At 69.9% G+C, this 17,203-nt stretch carries 12 protein-coding genes; 3 read left to right on the top strand and 9 right to left on the bottom strand.

Annotated elements, in window-relative coordinates; translation table 11 throughout:
• Window positions 1–109 precede the first annotated feature (109 nt).
• Entirely contained in the window at window positions 110–1,657 is a 1,548-nt protein-coding gene (locus ACIBJF_RS13645; RefSeq protein ID WP_399173885.1) for an MFS transporter, read from the top strand.
• Between the two features lie 370 nt (window positions 1,658–2,027).
• Here the strand turns inward: ACIBJF_RS13645 and ACIBJF_RS13640 are convergent, their stop codons facing one another.
• From ACIBJF_RS13640 to ACIBJF_RS13630, 3 genes are all read right to left on the bottom strand, one after another.
• The gene (locus ACIBJF_RS13640; protein ID WP_399173884.1) at window positions 2,028–2,933 is read right to left on the bottom strand and encodes an ADP-ribosylglycohydrolase family protein; all 906 of its coding nucleotides are present in this window, start codon (window positions 2,931–2,933) and stop codon (window positions 2,028–2,030) included.
• A 12-nt stretch (window positions 2,934–2,945) separates the two neighbouring features.
• Window positions 2,946–3,605: a histidine phosphatase family protein gene (locus ACIBJF_RS13635; protein ID WP_399173882.1), complete on the bottom strand. Its 660-nt coding sequence runs from the start codon at window positions 3,603–3,605 to the stop codon at window positions 2,946–2,948.
• Between the two features lie 153 nt (window positions 3,606–3,758).
• Window positions 3,759–4,364 carry a YdbC family protein gene (locus ACIBJF_RS13630; RefSeq protein ID WP_399173880.1) on the bottom strand — a complete coding sequence of 202 codons (606 nt, stop codon included), beginning with the start codon at window positions 4,362–4,364 and terminating at the stop codon, window positions 3,759–3,761.
• Window positions 4,365–4,516: 152 nt separating this feature from the next.
• Between ACIBJF_RS13630 and ACIBJF_RS13625 the strand changes: the two genes are divergently transcribed.
• Entirely contained in the window at window positions 4,517–5,047 is a 531-nt protein-coding gene (locus ACIBJF_RS13625) for a TerD family protein (RefSeq protein WP_399173879.1), read from the top strand.
• Window positions 5,048–5,106: 59 nt separating this feature from the next.
• On the opposite strand, the gene ACIBJF_RS13620 is transcribed toward ACIBJF_RS13625, so the two are convergent.
• Window positions 5,107–7,995 carry a vitamin B12-dependent ribonucleotide reductase gene (locus tag ACIBJF_RS13620; RefSeq protein WP_399173878.1) on the bottom strand — a complete coding sequence of 963 codons (2,889 nt, stop codon included), beginning with the start codon at window positions 7,993–7,995 and terminating at the stop codon, window positions 5,107–5,109.
• Window positions 7,996–8,159: 164 nt separating this feature from the next.
• Entirely contained in the window at window positions 8,160–8,711 is a 552-nt protein-coding gene (gene nrdR, locus ACIBJF_RS13615) for a transcriptional regulator NrdR (RefSeq protein WP_399173877.1), read from the bottom strand.
• A gap of 565 nt (window positions 8,712–9,276) precedes the next feature.
• Between nrdR and lexA the strand changes: the two genes are divergently transcribed.
• Window positions 9,277–10,056: a transcriptional repressor LexA gene (lexA, locus tag ACIBJF_RS13610; RefSeq protein ID WP_399173876.1), complete on the top strand. Its 780-nt coding sequence runs from the start codon at window positions 9,277–9,279 to the stop codon at window positions 10,054–10,056.
• A 114-nt stretch (window positions 10,057–10,170) separates the two neighbouring features.
• Here the strand turns inward: lexA and ACIBJF_RS13605 are convergent, their stop codons facing one another.
• The 4 genes from ACIBJF_RS13605 to ACIBJF_RS13590 form a co-directional block, all read right to left on the bottom strand.
• Window positions 10,171–12,162, bottom strand: a complete 1,992-nt coding sequence (locus tag ACIBJF_RS13605; protein WP_399173875.1) for an ATP-dependent DNA helicase — start codon at window positions 12,160–12,162, stop codon at window positions 10,171–10,173.
• 230 nt (window positions 12,163–12,392) lie between these two features.
• Complete coding sequence (locus tag ACIBJF_RS13600; RefSeq protein ID WP_399173873.1) at window positions 12,393–13,193, bottom strand: GNAT family N-acetyltransferase; 801 nt, start codon at window positions 13,191–13,193, stop codon at window positions 12,393–12,395.
• 68 nt (window positions 13,194–13,261) lie between these two features.
• Complete coding sequence (locus tag ACIBJF_RS13595; protein ID WP_399173872.1) at window positions 13,262–15,217, bottom strand: IucA/IucC family protein; 1,956 nt, start codon at window positions 15,215–15,217, stop codon at window positions 13,262–13,264.
• A gap of 281 nt (window positions 15,218–15,498) precedes the next feature.
• Window positions 15,499–16,935 carry a diaminobutyrate--2-oxoglutarate transaminase family protein gene (locus ACIBJF_RS13590; RefSeq protein WP_399173968.1) on the bottom strand — a complete coding sequence of 479 codons (1,437 nt, stop codon included), beginning with the start codon at window positions 16,933–16,935 and terminating at the stop codon, window positions 15,499–15,501.
• Between the last annotated feature and the right edge of the window lie 268 nt (window positions 16,936–17,203).

The following is a 17,203-nucleotide window of genomic DNA, read 5'->3' as shown; positions in this document are numbered from 1 at the left end:
GAAGCGGGGCGCAGGATTAAGTGAACGCTTGCGTTCACTGTTGGGGCTCACTACCGTGGGCGCGACAGTGAACGCGAGCGTTCACTAATACTCTTAGGGGGGACCCATAGTGACGACCTCTCAGCTGCTTCAGGAGCCAAAACCGGGCGTGGCCCGCCGGGAGGGGCATCCCGGCATCGCACTCACCGTCATCGCGGCCTGCCAACTCATGGTGGTACTCGACGCGACGATTGTGAACATCGCGCTCCCGCACATTCAAGATGCGCTCAAGTTCAGCACCACCGATCTGACTTGGGTGGTCAGCGCCTACACGCTCACCTTCGGCGGCCTGCTGCTGCTCGGTGCGCGGGCCGGCGACATCCTCGGCCGTCGCCGGGTCTTCATGACCGGCATCCTGCTGTTCACCTTCGCCTCCCTGCTGGGCGGTCTCGCCCAGGAGCCCTGGCAGCTGCTGGCCGCACGAGCCCTGCAGGGTGTGGGAGGCGCGATCGCCTCGCCCACGTCGCTGGCACTGATCACCACGACGTTCCCCGAAGGCCCGGAACGCAACCGGGCCTTCGGTGTGTTCGCCGCCGTGTCCGCGGGCGGCGGCGCCATCGGCCTGCTGGCGGGCGGCATGCTCACGGACTGGCTCGACTGGCGATGGGTACTGTTCGTCAACGTGCCGATCGGTGTGCTGATCGCCTCGCTCGCGCCGCTCTACATCAACGAGTCCCAGCGGCATCCCGGGCGCTTCGACATCACGGGTGCGCTGACCTCGACGGCTGGCATGGCCTCGCTCGTCTACGGGTTCATCCGTGCCTCGGAGAACGGCTGGCGGGACGGCCTCACCCTCGGCTCGTTCGGCGCTGCCCTGGTGCTGCTGCTCGCCTTCGTCCTCACCGAGATGCGGGCGAAGGAGCCGATCACCCCGCTCCGGATGTTCGGCGACCGCAACCGTTGGGGCACATACGTGATCATGCTGAGTCTCGCCGCGGCGATGTTCGGCATGTTCTTCTACATCGTGCTGTTCGTGCAGGACGTACTCGGCTACAGCGCGATCAGGGCCGGTCTGGCCTTCCTGCCTGTGACGGTCGCGATCGCGGTCGGTGCCGGCCTGTCTCAGCGCTTCCTGCCGGCCCTCGGCCCGCGGCCGTTCATGATGGCCGGCACGGGGCTCGTGGTGATCGGACTGGTCTGGCAGACCTTCATCCGGCCGGACAGCTCCTACCTCGGCGGCGTGCTGGGGCCGATGCTGGTGTTCGGTTTCGGCATGGGCCTGAACTTCGTGACGGCCACGGTCACGGCCGTGTCCGGCGTCGCCCAGCACGAGGCGGGTGCCGCGTCGGGACTCCTCAACGCTATGCAGCAGGTGGGCGGTTCGCTCGGACTGTCTATCTTGACGACCGTGTTCGGCTCGGCCGCCAAGGACGAGACGAAGAAGCAGTTGCCGAAGTTCCTCGCCAACGGCTCGCCGGAGCAGCAGGCCCACTTCGCCAAGACGCACCAGCTGCCCGCGCCCTGGGGCCACGAGGTGCTCGCCCACGGCATCTCCACCGCCTTCGTGCCGGCTGCCGCGATGGCCGGGATCGCGTTCCTCACCTCCTGGCTGGTGATCAGGGTCCGCAAGAGCGATCTCGACTCCCTCGCCGGCGTGGCGGGCCCGGGCGTCGGCTGACCGGGGCCGGGCCACGCGGAGCCGCAGTCGGCCGGACCGCCGCCCGGGGACGGACGGCACATGCGACGGTCCGGCCTGCCGCACCCCGGTCACCAGCGCCCGCATGAGAACCAGTACGGGAACCACCACCGGCACCGGCAGCACGCAGGCCATCTCCACACCCCCCTCCGACCATCGCGCTCTGCCCGTCCGTCGTTCGCTGCCGCGCCTCGCGGCAGCGAACGACGGACATGAGAGGAACGGGCGGCGGTCACAGAGAGTTCCCGGCGGACACGGAGAGTTTCCGAGTTCGCCTGCTCCGAAGCAACAACCACCGGCGCGGCCCGGGATCACGACCGAGTGACCGCTCCGGCATCGATCGCCGAATCCTTCAGAGCCCAGTCGGCACCCAGTCCGGCAGCGCTTCGGAGCGTTCCACCCACTCGGCGGGCGGTGTCCCCGCCTTGCCGGAGGCGAGCACACCGCCGACGATCGCGCACGTGGTGTCCACATCGCCCCCGACCCCGGCCGTCGTCCAGAACGCCGCCTCGAAGTCGCCCAGGCTGCGCGCGGCCGACCAGAGGGCGAAGGGAACGGTGTCGTGGGCGGTCGTACGGCGTCCGCAGCCCAGCACCGCCGCGACGGTGACCGCGTCGCCGTAGTCGAGCATGTCCCGGGCACGCACGAGTCCCTGGCCGACGGCGCTCTTCGGTACCAGGGCGATGACGCCGTCGAGGAGCGCCTCGGGGCTGGGCGGGCCGTCCGGTGAGCCGGCCAGCGCCGCCGCGGCGGCCACGGCCATGGCGCCGACGACGGCCTCACGGTGCTGGTGGGTGGTGTAGGCCGAGATCTCCGCCTGATGAGTCGCCTGCTCCGGATCGTCCGCGTACCAGGCGCCCAGTGGGGCGATCCGCATGGCCGCTCCGTTGCCCCAGGACCCCCGTCCGGCGAACAGCCCGGCGGCCAGCTCACGCCAGTCCTCGCCCTCCCGGACGAGTCTCAGCAGCCGGTTGACCGCGGGGCCGTAGCCCCGGTCGAAGTCGTGGTGCTCGGCGAAGGAGCGGGCCAGTGCGTCCTGGTCGACGCGCCCGTGCGCGGCGAGGACGGCGACCACGGAGCAGGCCATCTCGGTGTCGTCCGTCCACTGCCAGGGCCCCGCGGGCAGCTCGCGTCGCTTCAGCAGGGGATAGTTCACCGGGACGAAGAACTGGGAGCCCAGGGCGTCCCCCACGGCCAGTCCGCGCAGGCTCGCCAGGGCGCGCTCCAGGCGCCCGGAGGAAGAGGAGTCAGCGGTCATCGCTCTGCCACTCTATCCGTTCACCCAGTACGGGATCGGTTCCCGCCAGCGCTCAAAAGGCCGGTCGAGCGTGTACTTGCCGTTGTCCCCGAGAACGAGCATCCGCACCTCGGCGTTCCCGGGGTTCGACAGCGACTCGAATTCCGCGACCGTCCAGTGGAACCAGCGCATGCAGAACAGTCGCATCGCGAGTCCGTGGGTCACCAGCAGGACGTTCGGCGGGTGGTCAGGGGCCTCGAAGCTGCGGAAGAGGCTCTCCAGGAAGCCGCCGACCCGGTCGTAGACGTCGGCGCCGGACTCGCCCTGCGGGAACCGGAAGAAGAAGTGGCCGTAGGCGTCGCGGTAGGCCTTCTGCAGGCGCACGTCGTCCCGGTCCTGCCAGTTGCCCCAGTCCTGTTCGCGCAGCCTGGGCTCCTCCCGGACCCGTATGAGATCGGGGTCGAGGTGGAAGGCGCGGAGTGTCTCGTGCGTCCGGCGGTACGGGGAGACGTACACGCTCACGCGTTCCCTGCCGAAGAGCTCCCGGAGCTCCTTGCCGGTCTCCTCCGCCTGCCGCCGGCCGCGCTCGGTCAGCGCGAGAGCGTGGTCCGGCTCGCGCTCGTACACGGAGTCGTCGACGTTGCCCGTTGACTCGCCGTGCCGGACAAGGACGATGCGCCGTGGTCGTGCCATGCCGAAACCCTAGATCGAACGAGGTGAAGTCGAGCACCCGTACGGGCTCCATACGGCGTAGGTCACACGAATCCCGCCTCCGAAGCCGCTTCCGGGCACGCTGAGCCGCACTTTCGGGAGGTGAGTTTGGTATTCAAACGTACGACGGCGGTCTCAGACCGTCCAGGACGGCTCCAGCTCCACGATGTCACCGGAGAGCGCCGCGACGTCGGCCTCGGTCTGGGCACGCAGCGCGAGACGCTCCACGCGCTCGGTGCGGTACTTGCCGTGCTCGGCCGCCGACCGCCACATCGACAGGACCAGGAACTCCTGCCCCGGCGCCTCGCCGAACATGCCGCGGATCATGCCGGGCGAACCCGCCATCGCCGGGTTCCAGACCTTCTCCTGCATGAGCGTGAAGTGCTCGACACGCTCCTCGTGGACCTGGCACAGGGCCACACGGATCAGATCGGCGTCGGTGAACCGCGGCTCGAAGCCCGTCTTCACATCGAAGCGGTACTCGAACAGCTTGACCTGCGCGTCCTTGAACGTTCCGGACTGGGCGGCCGCCAGGCGGTCGTGCGAGCGGGCCATGAAGGAGTCGTAGAAGGCACGGCTCTCCCAGAAGGCGAAGAGGTGCGCCACCCCCGGCCGCCGCCGGCTCCAGCCCCCACCCTGCCCACGGAAACCCGGCTCTCCCGGAAGCCCCGCCCATTTCCGCTGCCCCCGCTCGAAGCCGCGGCGGTCCACCACGGTGCAGCGAATCCACTTGACCAGCACCGCGCCATCGTAAGGCCACCGGGCGTGGCGTCGGTCACGCTCCGGCGGAGATCGCCCGCGCGTGCGCCCCGCGCACGTGGCACGATGGAGAAAAAGCCCTGACTACACCCGAGTTGGGGAGTGCGGCAGCCATCGGGGGAAGGGGAGGCCTGTTGACCGGCTTCAGCAAGGGATTCGGCAAGGTCGAGGTCGGGCTCAAGTGGGACCCCAGTCCCGCGGGCCGGCCGCCCACGGATCTCGACCTCGTCGCCGCAACGTTCCTGTCGGACGACCCGTACGGGACCCCGGCCTATCTGGTGCACTTCGACAGCCGCTCTCCGGACGGCACGATCTTCCTCAACCGCGACAGCACCGACGGCAGGGGCTTCGGCTGGGACGAGGTCATGACGCTGGAACTGGACCGGCTCGACGGCCGGTACGCGCGCGTGGTGGTCGGTGTCGTCATCCAACAGCGGTTCGGCCACAAGACGTTCGTCAACGTGCTGAATCCGGCCATGCGCATCCGGGTGGACCGCTACACCGTGCTCGCCCAGGACGACTTCGGCTCGGTCCTCGGGGCGACGGCGGCCACGATCGCGGAATTCGTCCGTGACGACTCCGGGGAGTGGTCCTTCCGTCCCGGCGTGCACGGCTTCGAGGAGGACCCGGCGACCTTCACCCGGGTCATGGGCAGGGCCCACTAGCGGTGAGGGGCGCCGGCCATGGCCGGCGCCCCTCACTTCACTTCAGAAGCCGCGTGCCGTCAGCTGCAGCCGCTGGTCGAGCCGCAGCCCTCGCAGATGTAGCAGGAGCCGGCCCGCTGCATCTTCGTACCGCAGGAGAAGCACAGCGGGGCGTCGGCCTGGATGCCCAGCTGCATCTCGACCAGCTCGGCGCTGGTGTGGGCCTGCTTCGGGGCGGGCTTGGCCGCCTCGACCTCTGCCTTCGGCGTGGCAACCGCCTTCAACTCCTGGGCGCGGGGCGCCGACTGGGCCAGGCCCTCGACGTCGACCTCGTCCTCGGCCGGCTCGTAGGAACCGGTCTCGAGGTGCCGCTGACGCTCCTCGGCGGAGTGGATGCCGAGCGCGGAGCGGGTCTCGAAGGGCAGGAAGTCCAGCGCCAGGCGGCGGAAGATGTAGTCGACGATCGACTGCGCCATCCGCACGTCCGGGTCGTCCGTCATGCCGGCCGGCTCGAAGCGCATGTTGGTGAACTTCGAGACGTACGTCTCCAGCGGCACGCCGTACTGGAGGCCGACGGAGACCGCGATGGAGAAGGCGTCCATCATGCCCGCCAGCGTCGAGCCCTGCTTGGACATCTTCAGGAAGACCTCGCCGAGACCGTCGTCCGGGTAGGAGTTGGCGGTCATGTAGCCCTCGGCGCCGCCGACCGTGAAGGACGTGGTGATCCCCGGGCGGCCCTTGGGAAGGCGCTTGCGGACCGGGCGGTACTCGACGACCTTCTCGACCTTGGCCTCGACGGCCGCGGGCTCCTCGGCCTTCTTCTCCTCGGTCTCCTTCTTCTTGGCCGACAGCGGCTGGCCGACCTTGCAGTTGTCGCGGTAGATCGCGAGCGCCTTGACGCCCAGCTTCCAGGCCTCGAAGTAGATCTCCTCGACCTCCTCGACGGTCGCCGTCTCCGGCATGTTGACCGTCTTGGAGATGGCGCCGGAGATCCACGGCTGGATCGCGGCCATCATGCGGACGTGGCCCATCGGGGAGATGGCGCGCTCGCCCATGGCGCAGTCGAACACCTCGTAGTGCTCGTGCTTCAGGCCGGGGGCGTCGATCACGTTGCCGTGCTCGGCGATGTGGGCGACGATCGCCTCGATCTGCTCCTCCTGGTAGCCCAGGCGGCGCAGGGCCTGCGGGACGGTGCCGTTGACGATCTGCATCGAGCCGCCGCCGACCAGCTTCTTGAACTTCACGAGCGCCAGGTCGGGCTCGACACCGGTGGTGTCGCAGGACATCGCGAGACCGATGGTGCCGGTCGGGGCGAGGACGGACGCCTGGGAGTTACGGAAACCGTTCTTCTCACCGAGACGGACGACGTCCTGCCAGGCCTCCGTGGCGGCGGCCCAGACGGAGGTGTCCAGGTCGTCCATGCGGACGGCCTTGCCGTTGGCGTCGGCGTGCTGCGCCATGACGCGCTTGTGGGCGTCGGCGTTGCGGGCGTAGCCGTCGTACGTGCCGACGACCGCGGCCAGCTCGGCGGAGCGGCGGTAGGCCGTACCCGTCATCAGGGAGGTGATGGCGCCGGCGAGGGCGCGGCCGCCGTCGGAGTCGTAGGCGTGGCCGGTGGCCATCAGCAGGGCGCCGAGGTTGGCGTAGCCGATGCCGAGCTGGCGGAACGCGCGCGTGTTCTCGCCGATCTTCTGGGTCGGGAAGTCCGCGAAGCAGATCGAGATGTCCATCGCGGTGATGACCAGCTCGACGACCTTCTGGAAGCGCTCGGTCTCGAAGGACTGGTTGCCCTTGCCGTCGTCCTTCAGGAACTTCATCAGGTTCAGCGAGGCCAGGTTGCAGGACGTGTTGTCCAGGTGCATGTACTCGCTGCACGGGTTCGACGCGGTGATCCGGCCGGACTCGGGGCAGGTGTGCCAGTTGTTGATGGTGTCGTCGTACTGGATGCCCGGGTCGGCGCAGGCCCAGGCGGCCTCGGCGATCTTGCGGAACAGCGCCTTGGCTTCGACCTCCTCGATGACCTCACCGGTCATCCGGGCGCGCAGGCCGAACTTGCCGCCCTCCTCGACGGCCTTCATGAACTCGTCGTTCACACGGACCGAGTTGTTGGCGTTCTGGTACTGGACGGACGTGATGTCGTCGCCGCCCAGGTCCATGTCGAAGCCCGCGTCGCGCAGGACGCGGATCTTCTCCTCTTCCTTGACCTTGGTCTCGATGAAGTCCTCGATGTCGGGGTGGTCGACGTCGAGCACGACCATCTTGGCGGCGCGCCGGGTGGCGCCACCGGACTTGATGGTGCCGGCGGAAGCGTCGGCGCCCCGCATGAAGGAGACCGGACCGGAGGCGTTGCCGCCGGAGGACAGCAGCTCCTTGGAGGAGCGGATGCGGGAGAGGTTCAGGCCGGCGCCGGAGCCGCCCTTGAAGATCATGCCCTCTTCCTTGTACCAGTCGAGGATCGACTCCATGGAGTCGTCGACGGACAGGATGAAGCAGGCGGAGACCTGCTGGGGCTGCGGGGTGCCCACGTTGAACCAGACGGGGCTGTTGAAGCTGAAGATCTGGTGCAGGAGGGCGTAGGCCAGCTCGTGCTCGAAGATCTCGGCGTCGGCGGGCGAGGCGAAGTACTTGTAGTCCTCGCCGGCCTTCCGGTACGTCTTCACGATGCGGTCGATCAGCTGCCTGAGGCTGGTCTCGCGCTGCGGGGTGCCGACGGCACCGCGGAAGTACTTGCTGGTGACGATGTTGACCGCGTTCACCGACCAGAAGTCGGGGAACTCGACGCCACGCTGCTCGAAATTGACCGAGCCGTCGCGCCAGTTGGTCATGACGACGTCACGGCGCTCCCACGACACCTCGTCGTACGGGTGCACGCCGGGGGTGGTGTGGATGCGCTCGACACGCAGCCCCTTGGTGGCCTTGGCGCCCTTGGCTCGGGAACCTCGTGCCGGACCGCTCGCCGTCTCTGTCATGCCGCCTCCCTGTACGGGCAAAAACGCCCTGAAGTGCCACGTTTGTTCCCGTGGCACGGTGTTCTGTCTTGTGTCGCGGGCACCCTCAGCTGCCGCCCGCAACAGGTCTTCGGTCGCCGCCTCCCGGCCGGAAACCGGCTCTCCTCCGGATTCCGGCCCGCCGGTCAGTCGGCGGCGTGGGCGGGCACGCGGACCTGAGTGGTCCCGCCGGGCCCGCAGTCGTCTTCCTGACTCCCCGCTCCCGCGTCTTCGTCGTCCGCGGCGGGGCCCCGCGTCGCCTCCCTCAGCTCCGCGATGGCGGCCTCGAAGTCCTCGAGCGAGTCGAACGCCCGGTAGACCGAGGCGAATCGCAGATAGGCGACGAGGTCGAGCTCCTGCAACGGGCCGAGTATGGCCAGCCCCACGTCATGGGTGGTCAGCTCGGCGCTTCCGGTGGCTCGCAGCGCCTCCTCGACCCGCTGGCCGAGCTGCGCGAGCGCGTCCTCGGTGACAGGCCGTCCCTGGCATGCCTTGCGCACGCCGTTGATGACCTTGGTACGACTGAAAGGCTCGGTGACCCCGGACCGCTTGATCACCATGAGCGAGCACGTCTCCACGGTCGTGAAACGACGGGAGCAGTCGGGGCACTGGCGGCGCCTGCGGATCGACGTGCCGTCGTCGGTCGTACGACTGTCGACCACGCGGCTGTCGGGGTGCCTGCAGAAGGGGCAGTGCATGATCTCCAACCCTCCTCACAGCAGACTCAAAAACCTCACCGGGCCACAGGAGCCCCGCGAAGCAGCCCTAAGCATAGGCGATCGCGGAGCCGTCTCAGACCCGGGGGACCACAACTTCTGGGCTGGCGTAGCCATCCAACCACTAGATGTGGGGATTGGCTCATACATTGAGGCCAACTCGCGTGTCGCGAGGAACGGAGGCGGACACGGGGTCCGCGGAGGGGCGCACGGAGACACGCGGGTGCAGAGCCGTATCGATGTGAGGCTTACGGGGATACCGTGGGCGCCGCACGGAGGACGCGTGGGACTCCGGCACAGAAGGAACCCGGAGCCCGGACGAGCAGGTTCCGGATGGCAGACTGGGGTGGCGGCCCACAAGGTCGGCAATCCAGCGGTGAAGAGTACAACAATGGGCGCTTTTGCCCGCCAGGTGGCGCGTCAGCAATACACCCAGGCACATGATCGCGTCAGGTGAATCGCACTTTTTCACTCGAACGTGTGTTTGGCGCAACCTTTCGAAAGCAACTACCGTTGTCCAGCAGGGAGACCATCGAGAGGGGCCGACGTGACCACCACCGCAGACAATGCCACCATCACCGCCCAGGACCGCTCCCAGGGACGAGTCGAGCCGGTACACGTGATGAACGAAGCCACGAACCCAGAGGGGCACAAGCGCTCCCTGCCGGGCCGACCTCCAGGTATCCGGGCGGACAGCTCGGGACTCACCGACCGGCAGCGCCGGGTGATCGAGGTCATCCGGGACTCGGTACAGCGGCGCGGTTACCCGCCGTCGATGCGGGAGATCGGCCAGGCCGTCGGCCTCTCGAGCACCTCCTCGGTCGCGCACCAGCTGATGGCGCTGGAGCGCAAGGGCTTCCTGCGCCGCGACCCGCACCGCCCGCGGGCGTACGAGGTCCGCGGCTCGGACCAGGCCGTGACCGTGCAGCCCACGGACACCGCCGGCAAGCCCGCCGCGTCGTACGTCCCGCTGGTCGGCCGCATCGCCGCCGGTGGCCCCATCCTCGCGGAGGAATCCGTCGAGGACGTCTTCCCTCTCCCCCGCCAGCTCGTCGGCGACGGTGAACTGTTCGTCCTCAAGGTCGTCGGCGACTCCATGATCGAGGCCGCGATCTGCGACGGCGACTGGGTCACCGTCCGCCGCCAGCCGGTCGCCGAGAACGGCGACATCGTGGCGGCGATGCTCGACGGCGAAGCCACCGTCAAGCGCTTCAAGCGCGAGGACGGCCACGTCTGGCTCCTCCCGCACAACGCGGCCTACGAACCGATCCCCGGCGACGACGCGACCATCCTGGGCAAGGTCGTCGCGGTGCTGCGGCGCGTGTGACGCCTGCGGCGGGCGGGCCCTACGGTCGGCTCGCCCCCTGACCGGGCCCCGGAACCCCTGCGCCGGTTCCGGGGCCCTGCTGTCTCCAGGACATGCGCCCGTGTCAGCCCACGCTCAGTTCGCCTCGGCCTGCTGCGCTTCCACCACCTTCGCCGCCGCGTCGATCGCCGCGAGCGACTTGCGCACCTGGTTACGGTCCGTGGTGTACCAGAAGTCCGGCAGTGACGCCTTGAGATAGCCGCCGTACCGTGCCGTGGCCAGCCGCTGGTCCAGTACGGCGACGACGCCCCGGTCCCCCGACGCGCGGACGAGCCGGCCGGCGCCCTGGGCCATGAGCAACGCGGCGTGGGTGGCGGCCACCGCCATGAAGCCGTTGCCGCCCGCGTCCTCCACCGCCTTCTGCCGGGCACTCATCAGCGGATCGTCGGGACGAGGGAACGGGATCTTGTCCATCACGACCAGCTGACAGCTCGGGCCGGGGACATCGACGCCCTGCCACAGGGACAGGGTGCCGAACAGGCAGGTCTTCGGGGCGGCCGCGAAGTTCTTGATCAGTTCGCCCAGGGTCTCCTCGCCCTGGAGCAGGATCGGGAACTCGGGAATCCGGGAGCGCAGCTCCTCCGCCGCGAGCTGCGCGGCCCGCATGGACGAGAACAGCCCGAGGGTGCGGCCACCGGCCGCCTGGATGAGTTCGGTCAGCTCGTCGAGCATGTCGGAACGCTCGCCGTCCCGCGCGGGCCGTGAGAGATGCTTCGCGACATAGAGGATGCCCTGCCTGCGGTAGTCGAAGGGCGAGCCGACGTCGACGCCCGTCCACTTCGGCATGTCCTCGCCCTCGACGCCCTCGGGACCGAGGCCCAGGGACGCACCGACGCCGTTGAAGTCGCCGCCCAGCTTGAGGGTCGCGGAGGTGAGGACGACGGCGCGGTCGGCGAAGAGCTTCTCCCTGAGCAGGCCCGACACCGACATGGGAGCGACCCGCAGGGACGCACCGAAGCGGTCGTGGCGCTCGTACCAGACGACGTCCCACTCCGAGCCGTTCAGGACCCGCTCCGCCACGTCGTGCACCGTCTCCACCGAGGCCAGCGCCTGCTTGCGGACCGCGTCCTCGTCCTGCACCGACTTGTCGCGCGTCGCGCCGATCGCGGAGATGACCGTCCGGGCGGCGTCCCGCAGCGCCATCAGGGCGTAACCGAGGTCTTCCGGGATCTCCTCCAGACGACCGGGCAGGGCCAGCTCCATCAGCCGCTCGAAGCCCTCGGCGGCGGTCTGGAGCTGATCGGCGGCCTTCTCGTTCACCAGCTTGGCGGCGCGGCGCACCGCTCGGTTGACCTGGCCGGGCGTGAGCTCGCCGGTCGCGACGCCGGTGACCCGCGAGACGAGTTCATGAGCCTCGTCCACGATCAGCACCTCGTGCTGCGGCAGCACCGGCGCGCCCTCGATGGCGTCGATGGCGAGCAGTGCGTGGTTCGTGACCACGACTTCGGCGAGCTTGGCACGCTCGCGGGCCATCTCCGCGAAGCACTCGGCGCCGTAGGCGCACTTCGACGCGCCCAGACACTCTCGCGACGACACCGACACCTGCGCCCAGGCGCGGTCCGACACACCCGGAGTGAGGTCGTCCCGGTCGCCGGTCTCCGTCTCGTCCGACCAGTCCCGCAGCCGCAGGAGGTCCTGGCCCAGCTTGCTGGTGGGCGCGGCGGCCTCGAACTGGTCGAAGAGGCCGTCCTCCTCGTCCTGCGGCATGCCCTCGTGCAGGCGGTGCAGACAGAGATAGTTCGACCGGCCCTTGAGCATGGCGAACTCCGGGCGGCGGCGCAGCAGCGGGTGCAGGGCCTCGACCGTACGGGGCAGGTCGCGCTCCACGAGCTGGCGCTGCAGCGCCAGAGTGGCCGTCGCGACGACCACCCTCTCCCCGTGCGCCAGCGCGGGCACGAGATAGCCGAGCGACTTACCGGTGCCGGTGCCGGCCTGGACCAGCAGGTGGGATCCGTCGTCGATCGCCTCGGCGACCGCTTCGGCCATGGTCACCTGGCCGGGGCGCTCCGTGCCGCCGACAGCGGCGACAGCGGCATGCAGGAGTTCGGGGAGTGAGGGCTTCGTCATAGCCCGACCACCCTACGACCCGGCACTGACAAACGGGCGATCACGACGGGCAGGGAGGGCGGGATCACGGCCGGGCTCCTGAGTGGCGTGGGCGGCGGAGGGCGAGGGAGAGCTGGGCAGGGCCGATGGCTCGGACAGTGGTGGCGGCTCAAGGGGACGGTTCGGGACGGACGGACAGGTTGGTGGCACCCCGAGCCGTGTACCGAATGTCAACGCGTCGTCACTGGGCGCTACAGCACATCGCGCAGGACTCGGTCCCGGATCATGAGGGCGGCCCGCTTGCCGGGCAGGTCGACCTCGTCCGCGTACCGGAAGCCGGCGCTCAGGAACGCCGCGACGGAGGGGGTGTTGCCGAGATCGGGTTCCGCTACGACCCGTGAGCACCCGGGCCGCCGGTCGAGGATCAGGTCGGCCACGGCTCGGACCAGGGTGGATCCCAGCCCTCGCCCTCGATCGGCGGCATCGCCGACGAGGAGGTGGATCCCGGTGTCATGCGGACGGGCAGGGTAGTGGCGGGCCAGCGGATCCAGGTCCGCCCGGTAGATCTCCCAGTAGCTCATCGGTGTGCCGTCCAGCATGCCGAGACACGGCAGGCTGCGTCCGTCGCCGTCGAGTTGAGCGCGCAGGTGGTCCTCCGTCCGGTTCCGGGGCCCGGCCAGCTTCCAGAATTCCGCGACGGCGGGGTCGTTCATCCAGTGATGGATGAGCGGCAGGTCTTCATCGATGCGGACGGGAACCAGTTGGAAGGAGCCGACGCGAGTGGCCACCGGGCCCCAGGTGGGGAGCTGGTCCAGGAGGTAGGCCGTGCCTCCGGTGAAGAGTGCGAGGAACTCCGCGGGCAGATGCAGGTCCAGCGTGTCCTCGCAGTCCCCGTCGTCGTCATCGATGGCGAACCCGGTGAACGGGGCACTCCGGACACCCATGCTGTGCGCTCGGGGACCGACGATGCGCGCGTGGGCGGGGGCGCCGGTGTGGGCGGGGTCGCCCGGGTGGACAGGGCTCGGGCCGGCGTTCGCGTCGGTGGGAGGCAAGGTGCGCTCCTCTCAGGAGTCGAGGTGGGTCATGGTCCTCGGAAGTGCGGGGCGAAGGTCCGATTCGCTCAGGAGTGAAGGGGGTTGGCGATGGTGACGTAGACGGACTGGGTGTGGACCGGGCCGACGAGTTCATCGAGGCCGTGCAGCCGGGTCAGCAGGTTGGCCTTGCAGCGCAGCACGGGCGAGTCGAGCAGGTGGCGGGGCAGGGAGGTGCGCAGTGCGTCGGGTCCTGTGGCGACGTCGGTGAGAAAGCGGCGGAAGGCCGCGAGGAGGAGTCGCTCGTCGGCCAGGCGTTGGGAGCCGAACGTGCCGATCAGACCCAGCACGTTGTTGACGGCGAGGTAGTAGGCGAAGCGTTCGTCGGCGACCTCGTCGCAGACGAAGGTGTCGGTGCGCTCACCGATGCCGGGCAGCCGGGCATCCAGTTCGGTGCGCCGGGACTCGCGGAAGTAGTAGCCCTGGTTGTCGCGGTAGTAGCCGCCGGCGGGCCAGCCGTGGCCGTCGAGCAGCAGCAGGGTGTTCTGCTGGTGGGCTTCGAGGGCGATGCCGGCCTCGCTGTCCAGCCAGAGCACGGGACGGACGACCTGCTCGAGGTAGCGGAGGAACCACTCCGCCGCGACGGCTCCCACGGGCCGCCCGGTGCGTGCGGCAAGGGCGGCGACGAGCTGGGCCAGCCGGGAGCGCATGGGCCACGTCGACTGCTGGATCGAGGGGTTGCTCTCCGGGTCGGGAAGGAACCGGGGCGAGACGAGTCCGGCGACACAGCCGACGTTGTCGGTCGGGCCGAACGGGTTGTGCCTGATCACCACGTCGAGTCCGGGCACGGGCCGGCCGTGCGGGTCGTCGACGGCGAGCCAGGCCGGGTCGCGGACGATGTCGAAGCCGGGGTGTACGGCCTGCCACTGCTTGCACAGGCCGGTGCGCAGCAGCCGGTGCACCTCGACTCCCCGATGGAGTTCCTTGCGCAGGTTCTCCCGGCGGGAGTTGGTGATGCGCAGACCCAGCGACAGCTTGAGCATCGCGGGAGCACCGGACCGGTGGACCGTGCGCACGGAGGAGGTGGGCTGCCAGGCGGGGCCGAGGGGACCGAGGTCACGGAGGAGACCGGAGTCGAGCAGGGCGGCGACGGGTTCGCGATGGCGCAGGTCGCGGGCCTGCCACGGGTGCAGGGGCAGGGCGGCATGGCCGTCGGGCAGGGGAAGGGCGGTTTCGGCGAGGCGCCGGGTGAGGTGGTCGGCGGGGACGGGACGACCGCGCTCGGTCCAGGCCGAGTCGGTTGCGAGGAGAGCGGGGGCGACGGCCATCCATTGCAGGGGAAAGGAGCCGCGCAGTTCTGGTGAGTAGCGGCGGGCTTCTGCCTCGGTCAGGCCTTCCCGGCTCTTGGGGGTCGGGTGCAGGGGGTGTCCGAGGAGGAGGGCCTGCTCGGCGGAGAGGAAGAGGTCGGGGCCGTCGGTGGGGTGCTCGCGCCGGTCGCGGATGAAGGTCACGGTGCGGCGGAGCGAGTCGGCCACCCGGGCCACGAGATCGCCGTCGTCGTGGGGGCCGGCTGCACTGGAGTCCGGGACCCGAGAGGTGCCGGCCGTGTCACCGGATGCCTCCCGGGCGAGCAGCGCCGCCAAGGTGACGGCGTCGACGGCCCGGGCGGCATCGCGGGTGCCGGTCAGGCGCGGTGGGCCGAAGCGGTGCGTGCCGGTCGGCGACCAGTAGCGGACCGGTACGAGCAGGGAGATGCCGCTGGCCGGGAGCGGGAGGCGGAGAGTGCCATCGGTGGGGGCGGCGAGGTCGGTCTCGCGTACCCAGCAGCGCAGCAGGTTCTCCACGGCCGCGGCTTGGGCCGCGATGTGCGGGTCGGGATGTTCCAGCAGGTCGGCGCCGGGCTCGGTCACTCGGGTGAGATCCGCGGTGCGCCTCTTCTGCTGGGGGACCGACTCGACGAGCGGCACGGGCGAGGCCGGGGTACCGGAGTCTCCCTGTTCGTCGGGATTGCCGGCGCTGCCGTCGGGAGGGGGAGTGGCGTTCATGACGGCTCCTCGTGGCTGGCTGGGGTGGTGCTGGGCTCGTGCCGTCGCTCGGACGCCGCTCCCGCGTGGCCGACAGTTGCCTCGGCGGCGTCGACGGTCGGCTTGGCCGTGCCGGAGGGCCAGGTCGGCGGGAGGGGCGAGGGCGGGCGAGAGGGCTGTGGGTGTGTCATGGGAGGCCGTTTCGGCCTGAACGTCCTTGGAAGGGGGTGCGGTTGGATGAGAAGGGTCGGGCTTCGGAAGGCCGGTACCGGCGTCGAGGGGCGGGTGGTGTGGGTGCGGGCTCAGCCCGGGCGTTGGCCAGGGCCGTGGTGTCCGCCGGGGTGTGGGCCGTGCTGTTCGTGACTGCGGGCGACCGCGGCCACCGCGTCCGACAGGCGGTCCACGACGGCTGTCGCCTGCTCCTCGCTGATCGTGAGCGGGGGAAGCAGCCGGACCACGGCCGAGTGGCGGCCGCCGAGTTCGACGATCAAGCCGCGCTGGAGGCACTCCCGCTGTACTGCCACGGCGAGCTCGGGCGCGGCCGGACACGGGGTGTGGGCGGGTTCCAGCCCCGGGGGCGCGGGGTGGTGGTCGACGGGCTCGGATCCGGCGCGCGCCGGGTCCACCAGCTCGACCCCGATCATCAGCCCCCGCCCCCGCACCTCGCCCACGCACGCGAACGTGTCGGCCAGTTCCCCGAGTTGGCTGAGCATGCGGGAGCCGAGGTCGGCCGCCCGTTCGGCGAGCCCGTTTTCCCGTACGAAGGTGAGGGTGGCGGTGCCTGCGGCCATGGCGAGCTGGTTGCCTCGGAAGGTTCCCGCGTGGGCGCCGGGCTGCCAGACGTCGAGATCGTCGCGGTAGACGATCACGGCCAGCGGGAGGCTGCCGCCGATGGCCTTGGACAGAACCATGACGTCGGGGGTGATGCCACTGTGGTCGACGGCCCAGAAGACGCCCGTCCTGCCCACCCCGGTCTGGATCTCGTCGGCGATCAGTGGGATGGACCGGTCCGACGTGAGCCGGCGCATACGGCGCAGCCAGTCGTCCGGGCCGGGAATCACTCCGCCCTCGCCCTGGACGGGTTCGAGGATCATCCCGGCGGGAAGTGGCACGCCCGACTTGGGATCGTCGAGGAGGGACTCGGTCCAGCGGGCGGCGAGTTCGGCGCCGCGCGGTCCGCCGATGCCGAAGGGGCAGCGGTAGTCCTGCGGATAGGGCAGGCGGGCCACCTGGACGTCATGGGCTCCACCGGAGGCGGCCAGGGCGCCGGCGGTCATGCCGTGGTAGGCGCCGGTGAAGGCGAGGATGCCGGTGCGGCCGGTCGCGGCCCGGACCAGTTTGAGGGCGGCCTCGACGGCGTCGGTACCGGCCGGGCCGCAGAACTGGACACGGGCGCGGTCGGCGAGGCCGGGCGGGAGGGTGCGGAACAGCTCGGTGATGAAGGCGTCCTTGACGGGGGTCGCCAGATCGAGGACGGAGAGAGGAGCGCCGGAGTCGAGGACCCCGCGGATGGCTTCCAGTACGACCGGATGGTTGTGACCGAGGGCGAGCGTTCCGGCGCCGGAGAGACAGTCCAGATAGCGGCGGCCGTCGGCGCCCTCGATGGTGAGCCCCCGTGCCCGGACCGGGACGATGGGCAGGGCCCGGGCGTAGGTGCGGGCGGAGGATTCACGCGCCGACTGACGTCTGAGGATTCCCTCGTGCACGGCAGGCGTTTCCCCGTGCATGCCCCCAGGCATCGACTCCGTAACGGCCACGGCTCGCTGTCCTCCCCGCTGTCCAGAGGCGAGTTGATCCCCGGGGACCGCATACAGACAGCTGGCCCCCCACCGCTACAACCGCGGACCGTTCGACGAGTTACGGTTTTCCGCGAAATCGTTCCCAGGACGGGATGACGGCAGCCCGGTGGACCGTATCGGTGAGCGGCCGTCAATTCGGGCACTCCTGGGATGGTTGGCCTGGTCAGACGGCTTGTGGCCGAACCGTTGCCGTTCCGTCGGAAGTCCC

Source organism: Streptomyces sp. NPDC050743, from assembly GCF_044456925.1.
Classification (GTDB): Bacteria; Actinomycetota; Actinomycetes; order Streptomycetales; family Streptomycetaceae; genus Streptomyces.
The sequence above is the reverse complement of the archived record's forward strand: the minus strand, read 5'-3'. Positions and strand labels throughout refer to the sequence as shown.